Origin of the sequence: Ciceribacter ferrooxidans (assembly GCF_004137355.1) — a bacterium.
Taxonomy (GTDB): Bacteria; Pseudomonadota; Alphaproteobacteria; order Rhizobiales; family Rhizobiaceae; genus Allorhizobium; species Allorhizobium ferrooxidans.
On the sequence record NZ_SDVB01000311.1, the window covers coordinates 192,819 to 211,847 of the forward strand.

Here is a 19,029-nt window from a genome sequence, read left to right on the forward strand (position 1 = left end):
ACAGGCAACAAAAAACCTCCGGTTGATCCCGGAGGTTCTTGTCGACAAACTTGCCCGGCCCGCGAAGCATCGCCGATCAGGCAGCTTCTTCTTCTTGGGCGTCCTCGTCGTCCACGACCTTGCCACGCTTCGGACCCTTCGCCAGGTTGACCTCCACGAGACGCACCGCTTCGGTCTCCGACATCTTGTTGACGGCAGCGATCTCACGGGCCATGCGGTCGAGCGCAGCCTCGTAAAGCTGCCGTTCGGAGTACGACTGTTCCGGCTGGTTCTCGGCGCGATAAAGATCACGCACGACCTCCGCGATCGAGATCAGGTCACCCGAGTTGATCTTCGCATCATATTCCTGTGCGCGACGCGACCACATGGTGCGCTTAACGCGAGCTTTTCCCTGCACGACCTTCAACGCACGATCAACGAAATCCGTCTCCGACAGCTTGCGCATGCCGATGCTGACAGCCTTGCCGACAGGCACCTTCAACCGCATCTTGTCCTTCTCGAAATCAATCACAAAAAGCTCGAGCTTCATGCCGGCGACTTCTTGCTCTTCGATTGCGGTGATGGTACCGACGCCATGTGCGGGATAGACGATCGACTCGCCGGTTTTGAATCCCTGGCGCGTTGAAGATTTTTTCTGCTGGATTGTCATTCGAATCAAAAACTCCCTGTTGAGCTCCCGGCATTGCCGGAGCCGGGTCGGTCAGGCCCGGATGAGACGGGGGAAGCCGTCGGATCATTCCACACCAATCCGGTAGGCCAAGACGCAAACAAAACCCACCATCGCGACTGCGACGCGACAACAGAACTGCCGCTTATGTCACGGAAACCGCGCTTGGTCTGGTGTTTGCTTTCGTGATGGCTCAGGGCATAACAATGCCGCAACGTGGATCAGTATGCCGAAACTAACACAAAAAGATGAATAAATCAATATTTTGCTGCAGCCGCTCTGCAACGGCCGCGGAAGGAAAGTTTTTCCTTTCCCTCAACGACTTAGACTCGCCAGAATGAACTTCGCGACACCCAGCCGATAAGAGCGTCAATCACCCTGACCTGGCTTTGGCGAAAAGTATTTTTCAAACTTTCCGGGGACGCCGTCCATCTCCTTCGCTTCGGGCAGCGGATCACGTTTGCTGGTGATGTTCGGCCAGATCTGCGCGAATTCCGTGTTGACCTTCAGCCAATGATCAAGCCCCGGTTCGGTATCGGGCTTGATGGCCTCCGCGGGACATTCGGGCTCGCAGACGCCACAGTCGATGCACTCGTCCGGATGGATGACCAGGAAATTCTCGCCCTCGTAGAAGCAGTCTACAGGGCAGACCTCGACGCAGTCGGTATATTTGCAGCGGATACAATTGTCGGTGACAATGTACGTCATTGCGGCACTCCAGCAATCTTTCGTTCTCGGCGCCGTGGCGGACTGCGGCCGACCACAGATACGAACAGGCAAAACACGGGAGACAGACGGAGGGCACGCCCTCATGGTGTCTGCGGGACTGGCAAGTCAGCTAATGGGTTATTTCGGCGAATGCAAGAATAAACCTTACGACAAGACGCCGCATTTGAAACGGTTCTTCTATTCGCTCCACCAATCGCCGTCCGAGCGCAGTTCATCGAGCACCCGGCGCTGCTTCTTGGTCGGACGTCCGGTCCCGGCTTCACGAGTCGCGTGGCTGGAAACGTTGGAAAGCTGCTGCTCCTGCGCGGCAGGCGTGACGTCGTCATAGAGCTGCCGAGCCTCCTCGTAAGGCCCGCGCCGCACTCCGGCGGCCCTCACTATGAGAACGCGGCTTCGCGTGCCTGCAGCCAAGACGATCCGGTCGCCGGCTCTCACCGTATAGCTCGCGTGAAGTACCTTCTGATCGTTCACACGAACGTCTCCGGCCGCGATTCGACGCTGGGCGATCGAGCGAGACTTCGCCATACGGGCAAAGAACAGCCACTTGTCGAGGCGCTGACGCGAATCCGACTGCGGCTGTTTCTCCTCGCTCATCGCCCTATTTCTTCATCTGCTCCTTGAGCGCTGCCAGTTTTGCGAAAGGCGAGTCGGGGTCGACCGGCTTCTCCTTGCGCGGAGGCTTCGCCTCAAACCGCGCTGCCTGCGGCGTGCCGTCCCGCTCACCTCGTTGCGGACGATCCTTGCGATCGCCCCGTTCCTGACGATCCCCACGTTTCGCACCATTGCCACGGTTCTTGCCCTCGGTCGAGGTTCCCGGGCGACGACCATCACGACGCTCTTCGGAGGCCGGGCGGCCGCCCTTTTGGCGAGCGTTCTGCTGGCTCTCGTTTCGACCACCCGGCCGCCACAACAGCACATTCTTTGGCTCGTTGGCCTCGGCGTCCTCGACCACTACCTCGGCTGGAGCCTCCACCGAGACGTCGCCAGCCTCCGCGCCTTCCGGCGTGGCTTCCACACCCGGGGCCTCGCTTTCCACCTGAGGTACCGCAGAACCTGCATCCTCGCCCATGGTCGGAGCCGCATTCGCGTCCTGGCCAGCAAGGAAAGCTTTGGCCTCGTCGGCGGGGACACTGTCAGCGCGATAACCAAGCCCCTTCAGGATCTCTTCCATATCGTCCGGTGTCGCCCCGAGAATAGACAACATGGCCGTCGTCGTGGTGAACCGCCGGCCGTCATATGCGCCTTCCGGACGCGAAGCTGACCCAGGTTTCCACTGCAGGAGAGGACGGATCAGATCCGCCAGCCGTTCCAGAATATCGATGCGAACCGCCCGTTTGCCGAGGAAGCGGAAACCGGCGAGTTTGTAGAAAGTTCTGTCGAAACCAGGATCCGTGACCACCGAGGTCCTGCCTGCCGCAAGCACAGGAATGAGGTCGCCGTACCCCGGCTTGTCCATACCGTCGTTCTGCAACACCCACAGGAGCGTGATGAGCTCCGCCGGAGAAGGCTTGAGGAGCGCCGGCATGAAGATGTGGTAGGCCCCGAAGCGGACACCGTAGCGCCGGATCGATGCACGCGCATCCTGATCGAGCGACTTTACATCGTCGGATACCTCGCGGCGGAAGAGCACGCCGAGGTTCTCGACCAACTGGAACGCCAGCCCTTTGGCGAGACCCTGAAGATCTTCGGCGCGGGACAAGTCATCGAGCGGCTTCAAGACGGTCGAGATGTGATGGTTGACGAAACGCTCGACGCGCGCCGCCACATGGTCGCGGGCGATGCCGGTGAGTTGCTCGTCCGCCAGCAGGATGACGCGAGGATGCAGCACATGATCCCCGGCAGCGAGTTTCGCGACGGGGTCGCCAAGCCAGCGCACGACACCGTCTGATCCGATTGCGAGGTCGCTATTGCCACATGCGTGCAGCCGGGCCGCCCGCGCCTCGAATTCGAGGGCGAGAGCTTTCTGCGTCGCCGCCTGAACAGCCTTCGCATCGGAGCCCTCTATGCCCGCCAGGGGCGTAAAGCGGAACCCTGCGAGTTGTCCCGTGTGATGCCCCTCGACGAAGACATCACCATTCACACTGATTTCAGCTTCCAGCATCGCATTCTCTCTCAAGCGCTTCATGAGCACAGATGTCCTGCGATCAACAAAGCGTTTCGTCAACCTTTCATGTAGCGCGTCCGACAATCGGTCTTCGATTTCGCGCGTCTTTTCTTGCCAGTGTGTCGGATCGGCAAGCCATCCCGGCCGGTTCGACACATAGGTCCATGTTCTGATTTGCGCAATCCGTGCGGAAAGCGTGTCGATCTCACCATCGGTATGATCGGCCCGGCGAACCTGTTCCGCCATGAAGTTCTCGTCCACCGTGCCATAGCGGACCAGATCGGAAAAGAGGCTCGCGACAAGATCGGCGTGCTGGGCGGGGGCGATACGGCGGTAGTCGGGAAGGGCACAAACCTCCCACAGCCGTTCAACCCGCGCGGGCGTCGTCGCGAGATCCTTGATCTCGGGATATTTTGCAAGATGCTCGAGTGCCTGTTGATCGACCGCGGGAAGCGCGCGCGTCAGTCCAGCCACGCGCGGTGCCGCATCCAGGCTGCCTCGCAGCGCATCGATCGAGGCAAAGTCGAATGCTGCCGTACGCCACTGCAGGACCTTGACGGGCTCGAATTCGTGGCTTTCGAGACGTTCCACCAACTCGTCGTCGAGGGGGTCCACCCGTCCCGTCACGCCAAACGTGCCATCCTTGAGATGACGTCCGGCACGACCGGCAATCTGACCGAGTTCGCCAGGATTGAGATTGCGGAACTGATATCCGTCGAATTTCCGATCCTGAGCGAACGCGACGTGATCGACGTCGAGATTGAGGCCCATACCGATGGCGTCGGTCGCGACGAGATATTCCACCTCGCCCTCCTGATAGAGTGCGACCTGCGCGTTGCGTGTCCGGGGGCTGAGCGCCCCGAGCACCACAGCCGCGCCGCCGCGCTGGCGCCGAATCAGTTCCGCGATCGCATAAACCTCGTCGGCCGAGAACGCGACGATTGCCGTCCGCTCCGGCAGGCGCGTGATCTTTTTCTGTCCCGCGTAGAAAAGCTGCGAGAGCCGCGGCCGTTCCACCACCGTAATACCGGGAAGAAGCTGCTGCAGGATCGGTTTCATGGTTCCGGAGCCGAGGAGGAGCGTCTCGTCCCGGCCACGCAAATGCAATAGCCTGTCAGTGAATATGTGGCCGCGCTCGAGATCGCCCGCAAGCTGCACTTCGTCGATCGCGACGAAGGAAGCCCGCGTCTCCCGCGGCATCGCCTCGACGGTGCAGACGGAGAAGCGCGCTCCCGGCGGCGCGATCTTTTCCTCCCCGGTGACGAGCGCGACCTGCGCGGCACCGACGCGTTCGACAACCCTGCCGTAGACCTCTCTCGCCAACAGGCGGAGCGGCAGGCCGATGATGCCGGATCCGTGGGAAAGCATACGCTCGATCGCATAGTGCGTCTTGCCGGTGTTGGTGGGCCCCAGCACCGCCGTCACGCCGCGGCCACTGAGGATCATGGGTTGCGAATTCACTTTCCTGCTCCATAGGGATGGGTATCGCCAATGGAGGCGATCGGCCGAAGCGGTCTGGCACAGACATGGCGATGATTGTCATCAAAGGCAAGCCGGCAAAACAGGGACCGCACCGTCCATTCCCGGTTACGCGACCTGTGGGGCGATCCGGCGATATCCGAGAGGTCTTCGCAAGACGCTCGTTGGCCGGCGTCTCGGGCAAGTGGAACCATTCGATGGCAAAGGCGTTGGAAAGCCCGGATGTGACCAAGAAGCTGAGACGGAGAGCCCATCATGCTGAGCACAATTCTCATCATTGTCGTCATCTTGCTTCTGATTGGGGCCTTGCCCAATTGGGGCTACAGTCGAAGCTGGGGGTACGGACCCTCAGGCGGCCTCGGCCTGATTGTCGTCATCCTCATCATACTGATGCTCATGGACAAGATCTGACAACGCCGGATCGACACAGCAAAGGAATCTGACGATGAAGAAGACATTGCTCGCCCTTGCGCTCGTCGCGCCTCTCGCATCCTGTACTGCAACAGAACGGGGTGCCGGTATCGGAGCAGCCACCGGCGCCGTCGTCGGAGGGGTAGCGACCAATTCTGTTGGTGGAGCCGCGGCTGGTGCCGTGATCGGCGGCGCGGCCGGCGTTCTGATCGCCCAGGCGGAACGCCCGGGCTACTGCATCTATCGGGACCGCTACGGGCGCCGTTACGAGGCGGAGTGTCGCTGACATGACTGCAAATATGGAGGGCCGGCAGGTTTCTGTCGGCCTTTTTCGGCGCTCTTCGGCCCGTCGAATGAATCCGGAACGAATCGGCTACGAATCGCTGACTCATCCGCTTTCCCGATTTGTTCACGACTACATATAGTATGTTGCTGCGATCACGGCGCATAGCACGCCGTTGATATTGATGAACTCGCCGCGCGACGTGGTCATCGCGGAAGTTCACTCGGACAAAAAAAGACCGGCCCAAAAAGGGCCGGTCCTTCTTCTTCGCCAAAGATAGATAAGCTCTAGACGAAGAATTGTCCGCCGTTGGCAGAGATCGTTGATCCTGTGATGAAACCTGCCTCGTCCGAAGCGAGAAAGACCACGACTCTGGCGATTTCCTCCGGCTGTCCCAGGCGGCCGACGGGTATCTGGGGGATGATCCTCTCGTTCAAGACCTTTTCCGGAACGGCCAGCACCATTTCGGTTGCGATGTAACCAGGGCAGACAGCGTTCACGGTGATGCCCTTGGCCGCTCCCTCCTGCGCCAGAGCCTTGGTGAAACCGAGGTCGCCCGCCTTGGCCGCCGAGTAGTTGGCCTGCCCTACCTGCCCCTTCTGGCCGTTGATCGAGGAGATTGTGATAACGCGCCCGAAGCTCCGGTCACGCATACCGGACCAGACCGTATGGGTCATGTTGAAGACGCCGGTGAGATTGGTGCCGATCACCTCGTTCCACTGCTGCGGCGTCATTTTGTGGAACATCGCGTCGCGGGTGATCCCGGCATTGTTGACCAGAACCTCGACCGGACCCACCGCCGCTTCAATCTCGGCAATTCCGTCAGCACAAGCCTGATAGTTGGAAACGTCCCAGCGGCGCACCTGGATCCCTGTTTCCTCTGCGAACACCTTGGCCTTTTCTTCATTTCCCGCGTAGTTCGCAACGACGCGGTATCCTGCCGCCTTGAGCGCGATCGAGATCGCCGCACCAATTCCCCTCGTACCACCGGTGACCAACGCAACTCTGCTCATGCTCTCTCTCCTCTGAGGTCATTTGATCATGCACCGGCCCTTCTGTCGGGACAGTTATCGGCATAGTTTGCTCGTGAAACGCTGCTCCGGACCGAGATCGGCTCCCAGTCTTGCCGTGTCTCAGAATGCTTCGAGGCACATGGCAATGCCCATGCCGCCGCCGATGCAGAGCGTGGCAAGCCCCTTCTTCGCGCCACGTCGCTTCATCTCGAAGACAAGCGTATTCAGGATGCGGGCGCCGGAGGCGCCGATCGGATGACCGATCGCGATCGCACCGCCGTTGACATTGACGATCGAGGTGTCCCAGCCAAGGTCTTTATTGACCGCGCAGGCCTGGGCGGCGAAGGCTTCGTTGGCTTCGACGAGATCGAGGTCGGAAACGCTCCAGCCGGCCTTCTGTAGCGCCTTGCGGGACGCAGGAATCGGTCCGGTGCCCATCACCTGCGGATCGACGCCCGCCGTTGCCCAGGATGCGATGCGCACAAGCGGCGCGATTCCACGGCGGTTTGCCTCCGCTTCCGACATCAGAAGGGCTGCAGCTGCACCGTCGTTGATGCCGGAGGCATTGCCCGCCGTTACCGAACCTTCCTTTTCGAAGGCCGGCTTCAGCTTGGCCATGCCGTCGAGGGTCGCTCCCATACGGATGTACTCGTCGGCGTCGACGACGACGTCGCCCTTGCGTGACGACACCGTCACCGGAACGATTTCATCGGCGAAGCGTCCGGCCTTCTGCGCCGCTTCCGCCTTGTTCTGCGATGCAACCGCAAAGTGGTCCTGTTCATCGCGCGAGAGCTGCCATTGGCGCGCGACATTCTCGGCCGTGTTGCCCATATGATAGCCGTAGAAGGCGTCGGTGAGGCCGTCCTTGATCATCGTGTCGATCATCTTCATGTCGCCCATCTTCACGCCCCCTCGCAGGTGGGCGCAGTGGGGCGCCATGGACATCGACTCCTGACCACCGGCGACGATGATGGTAGCATCGCCGGTGACGATCTGCTGCATGCCAACGGCGACCGCGCGCAAGCCGGATCCGCAGAGTTGATTGAGTCCCCATGCCGTTGCTTCCTGAGGAATTCCCGCCTTCATGGCCGCTTGGCGTGCCGGATTCTGTCCCTGGCCCGCTGCGAGAACCTGACCGAGAATGATTTCGTCAACCTCCTTGGGATCAACGCCGGCACGCTCGAGAACACCTATAATGGCAACGGCTCCGAGCTCGTGCGCCGGCACGTTCGCGAAGGCACCATTGAACGAACCGACGGCGGTCCGAGCTGCACTGGCAATGACGACTGACGAATTGCTCATGGATGTGTCCTCGCTTATGTTCCGGTTTGCGCCCAAACTGGCAAAGCTCTCGACCGGAGTCAAACGGCAAGCACATCGTCCTCGATCTTCCATTGAAGACACGCATAGGGTGAGGGCCGGTCCGGGACACGGGGACGTCGCTTCTGCAACGCACAAAGAGATTGTCACCGCGCTTCTTTTGGGCTTAGATTTGGAGCGGGAAGAGAAATCTACGCATGTTCAATGGGGTGGAGAACGAAATGGCTAAAGCCGACGGCGAAGTCACCATCAAGAAATACGCCAATCGACGCCTCTACAACACCGGAACCAGCACCTACGTAACGCTGGAAGATCTGGCAAAAATGGTGAAACGAGGGGAGGAATTCGTCGTCCAGGACGCAAAGACCGGCGAGGACATCACCCACTCCGTCCTGACCCAGATCATCTTCGAGCAAGAGTCAAAAACCGGAAATACCCTGCTGCCGATATCGTTCCTGCGCCAGTTGATCTCCTACTACGGCGATCAGATGCAGATGGTTGTTCCGAGCTTTCTGGAACACTCGATGAAGGCTTTCAGTGAACAGCAGACACAGATGCGCGAACAGATGACGCGGGCCTTCGGTGAAAGTCCGCTGTCGAAGAACCTGCAGGCTCCGATGCAACTGATGGAGGAACAGGTGAAGCGCAACACCGAAATGTTCCACCAGGCAATGCAGATGTTCTCGCCGTTCCTGTCGCCGCAGCCGCCGAAGGAAACGAAAAAGGCGGAATCGAAGGACATCGACGAGCTTAAGGAACAGCTCCGCAACCTGCAGAACAAGCTGGACAGCCTCTGACGCTCTGAGCAGCGACCAGGCCCGCCTCAGCTTACAGCCCGATGGATACGTCGCGACCGGCAGACCGGACGGAAATCACGAATCCACCGACGACATCGATGAACGCGATTGTCAGGAGAACGAAGAAGACCTGCGTGGCGGCATCACGCACCAGCAGGAATTCGACCAGAAATGCCACGAAAACCAGCATCGACAGGATATGGTTGAGGAGTGCGCCGGACCCATTACGGGTCGATTTGAGAATCTCGGCGAACAGAAGCGCCAGCGCCACCAGAATGAGAACATCCGCCGCTGACATAATCCATGTCGCGCCGGAAAGCATCGGCAGCGTAAACACCACCCGCGAAAGGCCGGCCACACCTCCGCCGCCGAAGGCTCCGGCCAGCGCGAGATTGTAGAGTGCTAGAGGCACGATCATCAGCGGAATGGCAGTCAGCATCTCGGTACCTCCAAAGTAATCCCGCGTCAGCATCGCTCAACGATGTCATAGACGATTAGAGGTTCTGAGAAAACGCCCTATCACAAAAGCAAAAAGGCCGGCGAGAGCCGGCCTTGATCAAAGCACATATGGTGCCGTGACTTATGCGTTTTCCTTCGGCGTCAGAACCTGGCGACCGCGATACATACCGGTCTTCAGATCGATATGGTGCGGACGGCGCAGTTCGCCGGAGTTCTTGTCTTCGACATAGGTCGGGGCCTTGATCGCGTCGGCAGAACGGCGCATACCGCGCTTCGACGGGCTCGTTTTTCTCTTCGGTACAGCCATTTCAACTACTCCACTTGACGGGCAAGACATGCAGGTCGGCTGGAACCGGAGCCGAAGATCACACGTCTCAGTATCGGAATTTGGGCGGCTTATACATGTCAAGCGCGCCCTTGACCAGTCCCCGAATTCATTTTTTCCTGTAGTGCACGGATGAACCGCTCTTCAGACCTCATCTTCGGCAACGACCCACGGCTCTGCCACGGCGGCCGACTGCCACTTTGTCCAGGCTGGATGTGACTTGACGGCCGCCATATAGGCGAGCGCGTCCTCACTATGCACCAGATCATAGATGTCGAAGCGATTGACGACTGGCGCAAACATCGCATCTGCCGCCGAGAAAGCCCCGAAGAGGAAGGGCCCGCCGGAAGCCGCACGCAGTTCTCGCCAAATCGTTTCGATCCGCTCGACATCGGTGCAGACGTCGTCGGAGACTTCAAGCCGCGCTTGTTTGCGACGTATGTTCATTGGACACGCGTTGCGCAGAGCGCGAAAGCCCGACAGCATCTCCATGGAAACCGAGCGTGCGACCGCCCGATCCCGGCGAGCCTTCGGCCAAATTCCGGCATCAGGGAAGATTTCGGCGGCATATTCGATGATCGCCAGCGATTCCCAGACACAGATATCGCCGTGATAGAGAACGGGAACCCGGCCGGTCGGGGAAATCTCGCGAATCCTGGGGTTGCCTGCCTCGAAGTCAAACGGGATGAGCCGCTCCTCGAAGTCTATGCCGCATCCGGTCAGGGCCATCCACGGACGGAAGGACCACGACGAGTAATTCTTGTTGCCGATGTAGAGAATGAGCCTATCCATATCCTAACTCCGCCAGATCACGACCGACCGGACCTTAGAGACCATCACGGACACGCACCAACGAAACTTTGGAAAGTCACTCATAAAGACAAGTGATGTATGCACCCGATCGCTTGGCGCGGCGATCGACCACGGCAGCAAGGCGTTTCATGCTGCCGGTCGGGCGGCTTGCAACGCGATCAATAGGGTTCGGCAGGGAAACCGCCAGCAGCGCCGATTGCCGGGCCGAGAGCTTCGATGCCGGCACCTTGAAATGACGCCGCGCCGCGGCACCGATGCCGTAGATGCCCGGGCCCCACTCGGCAATATTCAGATAGATCTCCATCACCCGCTTCTTGGACCAGAGATAATCTGCGACGACCGCGAGCGGCACCTCGAGACCTTTGCGCACGAAGGAGCGGCTGTTCCACAGGAACAGATTCTTGACGGTCTGCATCGGGATTGTACTGGCGCCGCGGGTCGCTTCGCCGGACAGGGCGTCGTCGACGACTTCCTTCATCTGTCCCCAGTCGACACCGTAGTGCGAGCAGAACTGCCCGTCTTCGGACATCATCACCGCACGCACCAGGTTCGGCGAAATGTCGTCGAAAGCCACCCATTCACGATCGTAGCCACGCAGGAGGAAAAGGTCCGCCAGCATCAGCGTTGATACGGGATGTATGAAACTCGGGCGATAAAGCAGGATGAGAAGATAGGGCAGCAGCAGAAGCCCGAGGAGAACCGCGGCAATCTTCTTTACGACGGGCAGGCCGGAGCGAGCGCGTTCGGGCGCATCCGCCATAATTTCTCCGATGTCGCTCTGTTCCACCAAAAGTGACTGTGCCCAAGACTGCAAGAGCCTTTTCTCTTAGCTTCCCTCTTGGAAATTGGCCAGTCCACGCGCGCCGTTCGCCCGCATTTTCCGCGCAAAAGCCGTTGCCACCCCACGGCTTGCATGCCAAAGAACCGCCATGACTATCTCGACCAACACGTTTGAAACACATCTGCGCGAAATCGCCGTCGAAACGGAACGTCTGCTGTCTTCGCTGCTGGAGGGTGAGGCGCTTGCCGGCGAGATTGCGCGCCCCCGTCATCTGTTGGCGGCAATGCGCCACGCAGTGCTGAACGGCGGAAAGCGCCTGCGACCCTTCCTGGTGACTTCGAGTGCGGCTCTTTTCGGTGGCGACGGCGAGGCCGCATTGCGTGTCGGAGCGGCCCTCGAGTGCCTGCACTGCTATTCGCTGGTCCATGACGACCTACCGGCGATGGATAATGACGACATGCGTCGGGGCCAACCGACCGTACACATCGCCTACGACGAGGCGACAGCCATTCTGGCCGGCGACAGCCTGCTCACCTATGCCTTCGACATTATCGTCGCGCCGGAAACCGCATTGCCGGATCACGCGAAGACCGAGTTGGTCCTGGCCCTCGCCCGCGCAGCCGGGTTGGGCGGAATGGCTGGTGGCCAGGCACTCGATCTCGCCGCGGAAAATCATCGGCCCGACGAGGCCGGTATCGTGACCCTGCAGGCCATGAAGACGGGCGCGCTCCTGCGCTTCGCCTGCGAGGCCGGCGCTATCCTTTCCGGGGCGTCAGACACCGATCGCCGACAAATCCGCCGCTTCGGCGAGGTGACCGGTCGTGCCTTCCAGATTGCCGACGACCTGCTCGACTTGACTGCAGACGCCGCAACCATGGGCAAGGCGACCGGCAAGGATGCCGCGCGAGGCAAGGCGACGCTGGCGAGCCTCAAAGGCCAAGCCTGGGCGGAGGCGGAGCTTGAACGACTGGTGAGCGAAGCCGAGGCGCTGCTTGCTCCCTATGGAGCTCGCGCCGCCATGCTGATCGAAGCAGCCCGCTTCGTGGCCAACAGAAAGAGCTGACATGAGCAAGTTCTGGTCGCCGATCGTCTCTGTGCTCGAGCCTTATGTCGCCGGCGAACAGCCGGCCATTCCGAATCTCGTCAAGCTGAACACCAACGAAAACCCCTACGGTCCGTCGCCGAAAGCTCTGGAGGCGATCAGACACGCGGCGACCGCGGATCTACGCCGCTATCCCGACCCGACCGCCCGGCGGCTTCGCGAGAGCATCGCCCGTCATAACGGCGTTTCCGCCGACGAGGTCTTCGTCGGCAACGGTTCGGACGAGGTGCTCGCGTTCGTCTTCGCAAGTCTGCTGAAGCACGATGCACCGCTGCTTTTCCCGGATGTCACCTACAGCTTCTATCCGACCTATGCGAAGCTTTACGGCATCGAAACCCGTACCATCCCGCTGCGCGAGAAATTCGACATCGTCATCGACGATTACGATATCCCCTGTGGGGCGATCATCCTTCCCAATCCGAACGCCCCGACGGGTATTGGCCTTCCGCTCCCGGAGATTGAACGCCTCTTGGCCGCGCATCCGGACCAGGTGGTGGTGATCGATGAGGCCTATGTCGACTTCGGCGGTGAAAGCGCCGTAGCGCTCGTGCCGCGCTTCGAGAACCTCCTGGTCGTTCAGACGTTTTCAAAATCGCGGGCGCTTGCCGGGCTCCGCATCGGCTTTGCGATCGGGCAGCGTCCCCTGATCGAGGCCCTCGAACGAATGAAGGACAGCTTCAACTCCTATCCGCTGGACACGCTCGCCCAGGCTGCCGCCTGTGCCGCGATCGAGGATGACACATGGTTCGAGGAGAGCCGCGGCAAGGTGATGGCAAACCGTGCCACGCTGACAAGGCAGCTTGAAGAACGCGGTTTCGAGGTATTGCCGTCGCAGGCGAATTTTGTCTTCGCCCGCCTGCCCGGCCGCCCGGGCGCCGACCTCGCCGCAAGGCTCCGCGAAAGAGCCGTCCTGGTCCGGCACTTCGCCAAGCCGCGCATTGCCGATTTCCTGCGGATCTCGATCGGCACGGAGGACGAATGCCGACGGTTGATCGAGGCGGTCGACGGCCTTCTCTGATCGCCGGGCAGCCGGCCGGATTGCTTTGTAGGCGTTTTCTGTAATGATCGCCAACCGGTACACTATGGCATACAGGGAGGCGTCATGGATCTCGTCTTGCAGCATTGGTCGCAGGTTGCGGCCGCCTACACCATCTATCTCGTTGCGGTGATCAGCCCCGGGCCCGCGGTCATGGCCATCATCGCGTCCTCAATCAGCGGCGGCAGAAAGACGGGCCTCACGCTTGCCGTCGGCGTCTTCGCGGGTTCATTTACGTGGGCTGTCGCAGCTGCGCTGGGGCTGGCTGCCGTCCTTCAGACCTATGCTGAACTCCTCTACGCCTTGAAGATCGCCGGTGGCTTCTATCTTCTCTATCTCGGCTACAAGGCTTTGCGCTCCGCCCTCCGAAAAGAGGAAACGCCGAGCACTCCGGCTGTGAACAAGTTGCAGAGCTCGAGACAGGTATTCCTGCGGGGCTATGCCATACACCTCACAAACCCCAAGGCGATCTTTGCCTGGGTGGCGATCATTTCTCTCGGACTACCGGCGAATGCCTCGGCAAGCGCGGTGGCGATCATTGTCGGCGGTTGCCTGCTGACCGGTCTGACGGTGTTTACGGGCTATGCCCTGCTTTTCTCGACCGAAGGCGCTCTCAACGCCTACAAGGCAGCACGTCGCTGGATCGACGGCGCCATGGCGGCACTCTTCTGTGCCGCCGGCGTGAAACTGCTGACCGCACGTCTGTGACGCCGACAAAAAAGGCGCCGTGGAGGCGGCGCCTTTGACGAGCGGGTCTGTCGATCCGTCAACCTGCAGTGATCGGCGCGATCTGAATTTCGACGCGGCGGTTCTGAGCGCGGCCCTCCGGCGTCGCGTTCGAGGCGACCGGCTGGCTCGGGCCAAAGCCCAACGATGAGACGCGGCGGGGATCGATCCCCTGCGAGTTCAGGTAACTCGCGACCGACATGGCGCGACGTTCGGACAGCGCCTGGTTGTGGGCGAGACTGCCGGTCGAATCGGTATGGCCGTTGACGTCGATCAGCGTGCGGTCGAACTTGCGCAGCACGATCGCGACCGAATTGAGCGTCGGGTAGAACTGCGGCATCACCGCGTCCTGGTCCGTCGCAAACGTGATGTTCGACGGCATGTTCAGGATGATCCGGTCGCCCATGCGGGTCACGGATATGCCGGTGCCCTGAAGCTGCGCCCGAAGCTCGGCTTCCTGGCGATCCATATAGTTGCCGATCGCACCACCCGCGAGTGCGCCGATGCCCGCGCCGATGAGCGCGGCATTACGGCCTTCGCGACCGCCGCCGCCGATGGCAAGGCCGCCGAGGGCGCCGGCTGCGGCGCCCAGCATCGCACCGCCTGCCGTGTTCGACATCTTCTGTTCGCCGGTGTACGGATCAGTGGTGGTGCAGGCGGAAAGATAGGTCGTCGCGAGGGCCAGAACGGCAATTTTCTTCAGCATCGTCGGAATCACTCCAAAGGTTTCCTAAAAGGCCTCAACAGATCAATTGCGGCAATATGACGTTGCAATCCTGTGCGGGGCTCACTCCGCCGCGTTTTTGTGCCCGTAACGCTTCTCGATATAGTCGATCACCAGCGCCTCGAAGTCGGCGGCGATGTTGGGGCCGCGAAGCGTCATGGCCTTTTGCCCGTCGATAAAGACGGGAGCGGCCGGACTTTCGCCGGTGCCGGGCAGCGAAATGCCGATATCGGCGTGCTTGCTCTCGCCTGGCCCGTTGACGATGCAGCCCATGACTGCGACGTTCAGGCCCTCGACGCCTGGGTATTTCTCCCGCCAGACGGGCATGTTCTTGCGGATATCCTCCTGGATACGCTGCGCGAGTTCCTGGAACACCGCGGACGTCGTTCGCCCGCACCCGGGGCAGGCGGCAACGACCGGCACGAACTGCCGGAAGCCCATGACCTGCAGAAGCTCTTGCGCCACCTGCACCTCGCGCGTGCGGTCGCCGTTCGGATCCGGCGTCAGCGAGACGCGGATCGTGTCGCCGATCCCGTGTTGCAGCACATAGCCCATGGCCGCCGACGAGGCGACGATGCCCTTCGAGCCCATGCCTGCCTCGGTAAGTCCGAGATGCAGCGCATGATCCGAGCGCGCTGCAATCATCGAATAGACGGCAATCAGATCCTGTACCTGGCTGACCTTCGCCGAGAGAATGATGCGGTTGCGCGGCAGGCCGATCTCTTCGGCAAGCTCGGCCGAAAGCAGCGCCGACTGCACGATCGCTTCACGCGTCACCTGCCGGGCAGACAACGGAAATCCATTCGCCTGGTTCTCGTCCATCAGCCGGGTCAGCAGTTCCTGATCCAGCGATCCCCAATTGACGCCGATGCGGACCGGCTTGTCGTGACGGATCGCCATCTCGACGATTTCGGAGAACTGCTTGTCCTTCTTGTCCTTGAAGCCGACATTGCCCGGATTGATGCGATACTTCGCGAGCGCCTCCGCGCAGGCCGGATGGTCGGCGAGCAGCTTGTGCCCGATATAATGGAAGTCACCAACCAGCGGTACGTCCAGCCCGATTCGGAGCAGCCGCTCGCGGATCTTCGGCACGGCCGCCGCACTCTCGTCGCGGTCGACAGTGATACGGACGATCTCGGATCCTGCGCGAAAGAGGGCCGCCACCTGGGCGACGGTCGCGTCAACGTCAGCTGTGTCCGTGTTGGTCATCGACTGAACGACGACGGGCGCGCCACCGCCGACGATCACTCCGCCGACATCCACGGCGACGGAGGCGCGACGCGGTTTGGGATCAAATTCTTCTGCCGAGGCCATTACCTGCTCGCAATCTGCGGGAAATCCTGTGTTTCAGGTGGATCAAACATGGCTTCTTGTCAACTCTGCGGCCGTTCTCACCGAGTGGCGACCGGCCCGACCATCTCCAGAACCACACAGCCTCATATGTCATCCATCGTTGACGCTTCGACATTTACCGATACCTTGTCGAAGTTCTTTTTCTTTCGGCCTCGAGGAGGACCGACGTGAAGCTGACCGTAAATGGCAGAGAGCATGTTCTGGAGGCGGAAGCGGAGATGCCACTACTGTGGGCGCTTCGAGACATCCTGGACATCAAGGGTCCGAAGTTCGGCTGCGGCGCCGGCTTGTGTGGCGCGTGCACGGTGATCGTCGACGGCGAGGCGGCCCGCTCCTGCCAGACTGCTGTCGGCGACGTCGACAAACCGGTCCTGACCATCGAGGGACTTGCCGGCAACGAGCTTCACCCGGTTCAGCAGGCCTGGATCGAGGAACAGGTCGCGCAATGCGGCTATTGCCAAGCCGGCCAGATCATGAACGCGGTGGCGCTGCTCAAGTCCAATCCTGCGCCCAACGATGACGAGATCGACGCGGCGATGGCAGGCAATCTCTGCCGCTGCGGCACTTATCCGCGCATCAGGGCAGCCGTTCACAAGGCGGCAGCGAAGCTGGCGGGAGCATGAGGATGGGCACCATCGGCAAAATTACCCGGCGCACACTCTTGGTCGGCGCCGTCGCCGTCACAGGTGGCGTTGCATTCGGCTATTATCAATACAAGCGGCCTTATCCGAATCCGCTCCGCGATGGACTCAGGGAGGATGAGGTCGCCTTCAACCCGTATGTCAAGATCGCCACCGACAATCGCATTTCGATCATCGCGCCCCGTGCCGAGATGGGTCAGGGGGTCTATACGACGCTCGCGGCACTCGTCGCGGAGGAACTCGACGTCGCGATCGAGCAGGTTGCGATCGAGCACGGTCCGGCGTCTCCGGCCTATTTCAACGAAGCGGCATTTCGCGACGGCGCCCCGTTCCCGCAATTCGACGACGGGCTTCTCGCGGAGAGCCTTCGCGACATCATGGGCGTCGTCGCCAAATTCGCCGGCCTGCAGTTCACCGGAGGGTCGACCTCCATGGCCGACGGCTTCGAGAAGATGCGCCTCGCAGGGGCAACTGCCCGCGAAATGCTGAAGGCAGCGGCCGCGGCGAAACTGGGTGTGTCACGCGAGAGCTTGACGACTGCCGAGAGCTTCGTGTCCGATCCCAAGTCCGGCAGACGCCTCGCCTACGGTACCCTCGTCCTCGATGCCGCAAAGCTCGATCCGCCCTCCGACGTTGTGCTTCGCGACCGCTCCCGGTGGAAAATTCTCGGCACACCGCAACCACGCCAGGACATGGTGCGAAAGGTGACCGGCGCCCCGATCTTCGGGATCGATGTGAGCCTGCCGGACATGTTCTACGGAACGGTGCGCATGAACCCCAGGCCTGGCGGGCGGATGACGAGGTTCGATGCCAAGGCTGCCCTCGCGATGGCAGGCGTCAAAAAGATCATCGAGATCGACAGTCCCTATGGCCATGGGATCGGGGTGATCGCGGACAACACATGGCGCGCGTTCAGGGCCGCCGAGGCCGTCGAGATCGAGTGGGAGAGTGGACCGGGTCCAGCGAGCTCGGTCGACGTCGACACGGCATTGGGAGCAGCACTGAACGGCACCGACTCCTTCTCTCTCAGGACGGCCGGCGATCCGGACCTCGTTTTTGCCGATGCCCCGCCCGAAAGAGTATTGGAGGCCGCCTATAAGGTCCCGTTCCTCTCCCACGCCGCCATGGAGCCGATGAACGCGACCGCCCATATCCGGGACGGACTTGTCGACGTATGGGCGCCGAACCAGAGCCCCTCGCTCGTGAAAATCGTGGCGAGCCGGGTGACGGGCGCTCCTGACGACCGCATCGCGGTTCACACGACGTTTCTCGGCGGCGGCTTCGGCCGGCGCATCGAACCCGATTTCTCCGATTATGCGCTCCGTCTGGCGAAAGAAGCGGATGGCAGGCCGGTCAAGGTCACCTGGACAAGGGAAGAGGACATCAGCCACGGGCCCTATCGGCCGGCCGCCATGGGGCGCTATAAGGCGGTGCTTGATGACGACGGCCTCCCGAAAGCGCTGGTCGGATCGGTTGCGGCTCCCTCGGTGATTGCCAGCACGCTCGGACGCTATTTCCCGGATCTGCCCACAGGCGGCCCTGACAGCACTCTCGTCGACGGAGCCTACAATCAGCCCTATGGCATCGCGAACTACCGCGTGGACGGCCGGAAGGTCGACATTGCCGTCCCGGTCGGTTTCTGGCGCTCGGTTGGCTTTTCTTACAACACCTTCATGCACGAAAGCTTCATCGACGAGATCGCCCAGACCGGCGGCAACGATCCGCTCGAATTACGGCGCAGACTCATGCGGGATTATCCGGTGGCCTTGGCCGTCCTTGAAAAGGTGGCGTCGATGTCAGGCTGGGGCACGGCACCCGAAACCGGCAAAGCGCGCGGCCTCGCCTTCGCCCTTTCCTTCGGGACATGGGTCGCCCAGGTGGTCGAGGTCTCCGAAACCGGCAGCAGTATCAGGATCGAGCGGGTGTGGTGCGCAGCGGATCCCGGGATTGTGCTCGATCCGTTGAATTTCAGGGCGCAGATGATGTCGGGCATCGTCTTCGGCCTGTCGGCAGCGGTCGGGCAGCAGATCACTTTCGCCGACGGAGTGGTCGAACAGTCGAACTTCCACGACTACGATGCCCTGCGCATGAATCAATGTCCGCTGATCGAAGTGGAATTGCTCGAAAATGCACCGCGGCTGGGTGGTGCCGGCGAACCCGGAACGCCGCCCTCCATGCCGGCACTCGGAAACGCGATTTTCGCTCTGACCGGCAAGCGCCTCCGGCGCCTGCCGTTTTCCGAAGAGGTGAGGTTTGTCTGATGGGC

Annotated in this window: 20 protein-coding genes; 8 read left to right on the plus strand and 12 right to left on the minus strand. The window is 61.1% G+C overall.

Annotated features, from left to right (window positions below):
• Positions 1-76 precede the first annotated feature (76 nt).
• The 4 genes from EUU22_RS21060 to EUU22_RS21075 all read right to left on the minus strand — a co-directional run bounded on the left by EUU22_RS21060 (position 77) and on the right by EUU22_RS21075 (position 4,946).
• Positions 77-649, minus strand: coding sequence for a CarD family transcriptional regulator (locus tag EUU22_RS21060; RefSeq protein ID WP_112686364.1), 573 nt, complete (start codon positions 647-649; stop codon positions 77-79).
• A 387-nt stretch (positions 650-1,036) separates the two neighbouring features.
• On the minus strand, positions 1,037-1,375 hold the full coding sequence (gene fdxA / locus EUU22_RS21065) for a ferredoxin FdxA (RefSeq protein ID WP_129333943.1): 339 nt from the start codon (positions 1,373-1,375) through the stop codon (positions 1,037-1,039).
• A gap of 198 nt (positions 1,376-1,573) precedes the next feature.
• Positions 1,574-1,990 carry an RNA-binding S4 domain-containing protein gene (locus tag EUU22_RS21070; RefSeq protein ID WP_129333944.1) on the minus strand — a complete coding sequence of 139 codons (417 nt, stop codon included), beginning with the start codon at positions 1,988-1,990 and terminating at the stop codon, positions 1,574-1,576.
• Positions 1,991-1,994: 4 nt separating this feature from the next.
• Positions 1,995-4,946, minus strand: a complete 2,952-nt coding sequence (locus EUU22_RS21075) for a helicase-related protein (RefSeq protein WP_129334137.1) — start codon at positions 4,944-4,946, stop codon at positions 1,995-1,997.
• Positions 4,947-5,234: 288 nt separating this feature from the next.
• On the opposite strand from EUU22_RS21075, the gene EUU22_RS21080 reads away from it, so the two are divergent.
• Entirely contained in the window at positions 5,235-5,390 is a 156-nt protein-coding gene (locus tag EUU22_RS21080) for a DUF3309 domain-containing protein (protein ID WP_129333945.1), read from the plus strand.
• A 34-nt stretch (positions 5,391-5,424) separates the two neighbouring features.
• Positions 5,425-5,676: a YMGG-like glycine zipper-containing protein gene (locus EUU22_RS21085; RefSeq protein WP_129333946.1), complete on the plus strand. Its 252-nt coding sequence runs from the start codon at positions 5,425-5,427 to the stop codon at positions 5,674-5,676.
• Positions 5,677-5,960: 284 nt separating this feature from the next.
• On the opposite strand, the gene phbB is transcribed toward EUU22_RS21085, so the two are convergent.
• Together phbB and EUU22_RS21095 are read right to left on the minus strand one after the other, a co-directional pair.
• Positions 5,961-6,686, minus strand: coding sequence for an acetoacetyl-CoA reductase (phbB, locus tag EUU22_RS21090; protein ID WP_129333947.1), 726 nt, complete (start codon positions 6,684-6,686; stop codon positions 5,961-5,963).
• A gap of 120 nt (positions 6,687-6,806) precedes the next feature.
• The gene (locus tag EUU22_RS21095) at positions 6,807-7,988 is read right to left on the minus strand and encodes an acetyl-CoA C-acetyltransferase (RefSeq protein ID WP_129333948.1); all 1,182 of its coding nucleotides are present in this window, start codon (positions 7,986-7,988) and stop codon (positions 6,807-6,809) included.
• Between the two features lie 239 nt (positions 7,989-8,227).
• Between EUU22_RS21095 and phaR the strand changes: the two genes are divergently transcribed.
• Positions 8,228-8,803 (plus strand): polyhydroxyalkanoate synthesis repressor PhaR, encoded by a 576-nt coding sequence (gene phaR, locus EUU22_RS21100; RefSeq protein ID WP_129333949.1) that lies wholly within the window; start codon positions 8,228-8,230, stop codon positions 8,801-8,803.
• 31 nt (positions 8,804-8,834) lie between these two features.
• On the opposite strand, the gene EUU22_RS21105 is transcribed toward phaR, so the two are convergent.
• The 4 genes from EUU22_RS21105 to mtgA form a co-directional block, all read right to left on the minus strand.
• A complete protein-coding gene (locus tag EUU22_RS21105) occupies positions 8,835-9,242 on the minus strand; it encodes a hypothetical protein (protein WP_129333950.1) in 408 nt (135 codons plus the stop codon).
• Positions 9,243-9,383: 141 nt separating this feature from the next.
• Complete coding sequence (gene rpmF / locus EUU22_RS21110; RefSeq protein WP_112686348.1) at positions 9,384-9,569, minus strand: 50S ribosomal protein L32; 186 nt, start codon at positions 9,567-9,569, stop codon at positions 9,384-9,386.
• Between the two features lie 162 nt (positions 9,570-9,731).
• A complete protein-coding gene (locus tag EUU22_RS21115; protein ID WP_129333951.1) occupies positions 9,732-10,379 on the minus strand; it encodes a glutathione S-transferase family protein in 648 nt (215 codons plus the stop codon).
• Between the two features lie 76 nt (positions 10,380-10,455).
• Positions 10,456-11,160: a monofunctional biosynthetic peptidoglycan transglycosylase gene (gene mtgA / locus EUU22_RS21120; protein ID WP_129333952.1), complete on the minus strand. Its 705-nt coding sequence runs from the start codon at positions 11,158-11,160 to the stop codon at positions 10,456-10,458.
• 169 nt (positions 11,161-11,329) lie between these two features.
• Here mtgA and EUU22_RS21125 point away from each other — a divergent pair, with 169 nt between their 5' ends.
• From EUU22_RS21125 to EUU22_RS21135, 3 genes are all read left to right on the plus strand, one after another.
• Positions 11,330-12,244: a polyprenyl synthetase family protein gene (locus EUU22_RS21125; RefSeq protein ID WP_129333953.1), complete on the plus strand. Its 915-nt coding sequence runs from the start codon at positions 11,330-11,332 to the stop codon at positions 12,242-12,244.
• A gap of 1 nt (position 12,245) precedes the next feature.
• Positions 12,246-13,301: a histidinol-phosphate transaminase gene (gene hisC, locus EUU22_RS21130; protein ID WP_129333954.1), complete on the plus strand. Its 1,056-nt coding sequence runs from the start codon at positions 12,246-12,248 to the stop codon at positions 13,299-13,301.
• An 84-nt stretch (positions 13,302-13,385) separates the two neighbouring features.
• Positions 13,386-14,027: a LysE family translocator gene (locus tag EUU22_RS21135; RefSeq protein WP_129333955.1), complete on the plus strand. Its 642-nt coding sequence runs from the start codon at positions 13,386-13,388 to the stop codon at positions 14,025-14,027.
• Between the two features lie 58 nt (positions 14,028-14,085).
• Here the strand turns inward: EUU22_RS21135 and EUU22_RS21140 are convergent, their stop codons facing one another.
• Complete coding sequence (locus EUU22_RS21140) at positions 14,086-14,751, minus strand: YiaD family glycine zipper/OmpA-like lipoprotein (protein WP_129333956.1); 666 nt, start codon at positions 14,749-14,751, stop codon at positions 14,086-14,088.
• A gap of 81 nt (positions 14,752-14,832) precedes the next feature.
• On the minus strand, positions 14,833-16,083 hold the full coding sequence (ispG, locus tag EUU22_RS21145; RefSeq protein WP_129333957.1) for a flavodoxin-dependent (E)-4-hydroxy-3-methylbut-2-enyl-diphosphate synthase: 1,251 nt from the start codon (positions 16,081-16,083) through the stop codon (positions 14,833-14,835).
• Positions 16,084-16,289: 206 nt separating this feature from the next.
• Between ispG and EUU22_RS21150 the strand changes: the two genes are divergently transcribed.
• Together EUU22_RS21150 and EUU22_RS21155 are read left to right on the plus strand one after the other, a co-directional pair.
• A complete protein-coding gene (locus EUU22_RS21150; RefSeq protein ID WP_129333958.1) occupies positions 16,290-16,745 on the plus strand; it encodes a (2Fe-2S)-binding protein in 456 nt (151 codons plus the stop codon).
• Positions 16,746-16,747: 2 nt separating this feature from the next.
• A complete protein-coding gene (locus EUU22_RS21155) occupies positions 16,748-19,024 on the plus strand; it encodes a xanthine dehydrogenase family protein molybdopterin-binding subunit (RefSeq protein WP_129333959.1) in 2,277 nt (758 codons plus the stop codon).
• The last annotated feature ends 5 nt before the right edge of the window (positions 19,025-19,029 follow it).

Excerpts from the sequence above, each read along its gene's own strand:
- EUU22_RS21060 (WP_112686364.1), bottom strand. The coding sequence starts at position 649 with ATGACAATCCAGCAGAAAAAATCTTCAACGCGCCAGGGATTCAAAACC.
- fdxA (WP_129333943.1), bottom strand. The coding sequence starts at position 1,375 with ATGACGTACATTGTCACCGACAATTGTATCCGCTGCAAATATACCGAC.
- EUU22_RS21070 (WP_129333944.1), bottom strand. The coding sequence starts at position 1,990 with ATGAGCGAGGAGAAACAGCCGCAGTCGGATTCGCGTCAGCGCCTCGAC.
- EUU22_RS21075 (WP_129334137.1), bottom strand. The coding sequence starts at position 4,946 with ATGATCCTCAGTGGCCGCGGCGTGACGGCGGTGCTGGGGCCCACCAAC.
- EUU22_RS21080 (WP_129333945.1), top strand. The coding sequence starts at position 5,235 with ATGCTGAGCACAATTCTCATCATTGTCGTCATCTTGCTTCTGATTGGG.
- EUU22_RS21085 (WP_129333946.1), top strand. The coding sequence starts at position 5,425 with ATGAAGAAGACATTGCTCGCCCTTGCGCTCGTCGCGCCTCTCGCATCC.
- phbB (WP_129333947.1), bottom strand. The coding sequence starts at position 6,686 with ATGAGCAGAGTTGCGTTGGTCACCGGTGGTACGAGGGGAATTGGTGCG.
- EUU22_RS21095 (WP_129333948.1), bottom strand. The coding sequence starts at position 7,988 with ATGAGCAATTCGTCAGTCGTCATTGCCAGTGCAGCTCGGACCGCCGTC.
- phaR (WP_129333949.1), top strand. The coding sequence starts at position 8,228 with ATGGCTAAAGCCGACGGCGAAGTCACCATCAAGAAATACGCCAATCGA.
- EUU22_RS21105 (WP_129333950.1), bottom strand. The coding sequence starts at position 9,242 with ATGCTGACTGCCATTCCGCTGATGATCGTGCCTCTAGCACTCTACAAT.
- rpmF (WP_112686348.1), bottom strand. The coding sequence starts at position 9,569 with ATGGCTGTACCGAAGAGAAAAACGAGCCCGTCGAAGCGCGGTATGCGC.
- EUU22_RS21115 (WP_129333951.1), bottom strand. The coding sequence starts at position 10,379 with ATGGATAGGCTCATTCTCTACATCGGCAACAAGAATTACTCGTCGTGG.
- mtgA (WP_129333952.1), bottom strand. The coding sequence starts at position 11,160 with ATGGCGGATGCGCCCGAACGCGCTCGCTCCGGCCTGCCCGTCGTAAAG.
- EUU22_RS21125 (WP_129333953.1), top strand. The coding sequence starts at position 11,330 with ATGACTATCTCGACCAACACGTTTGAAACACATCTGCGCGAAATCGCC.
- hisC (WP_129333954.1), top strand. The coding sequence starts at position 12,246 with ATGAGCAAGTTCTGGTCGCCGATCGTCTCTGTGCTCGAGCCTTATGTC.
- EUU22_RS21135 (WP_129333955.1), top strand. The coding sequence starts at position 13,386 with ATGGATCTCGTCTTGCAGCATTGGTCGCAGGTTGCGGCCGCCTACACC.
- EUU22_RS21140 (WP_129333956.1), bottom strand. The coding sequence starts at position 14,751 with ATGCTGAAGAAAATTGCCGTTCTGGCCCTCGCGACGACCTATCTTTCC.
- ispG (WP_129333957.1), bottom strand. The coding sequence starts at position 16,083 with ATGGCCTCGGCAGAAGAATTTGATCCCAAACCGCGTCGCGCCTCCGTC.
- EUU22_RS21155 (WP_129333959.1), top strand. The coding sequence starts at position 16,748 with ATGGGCACCATCGGCAAAATTACCCGGCGCACACTCTTGGTCGGCGCC.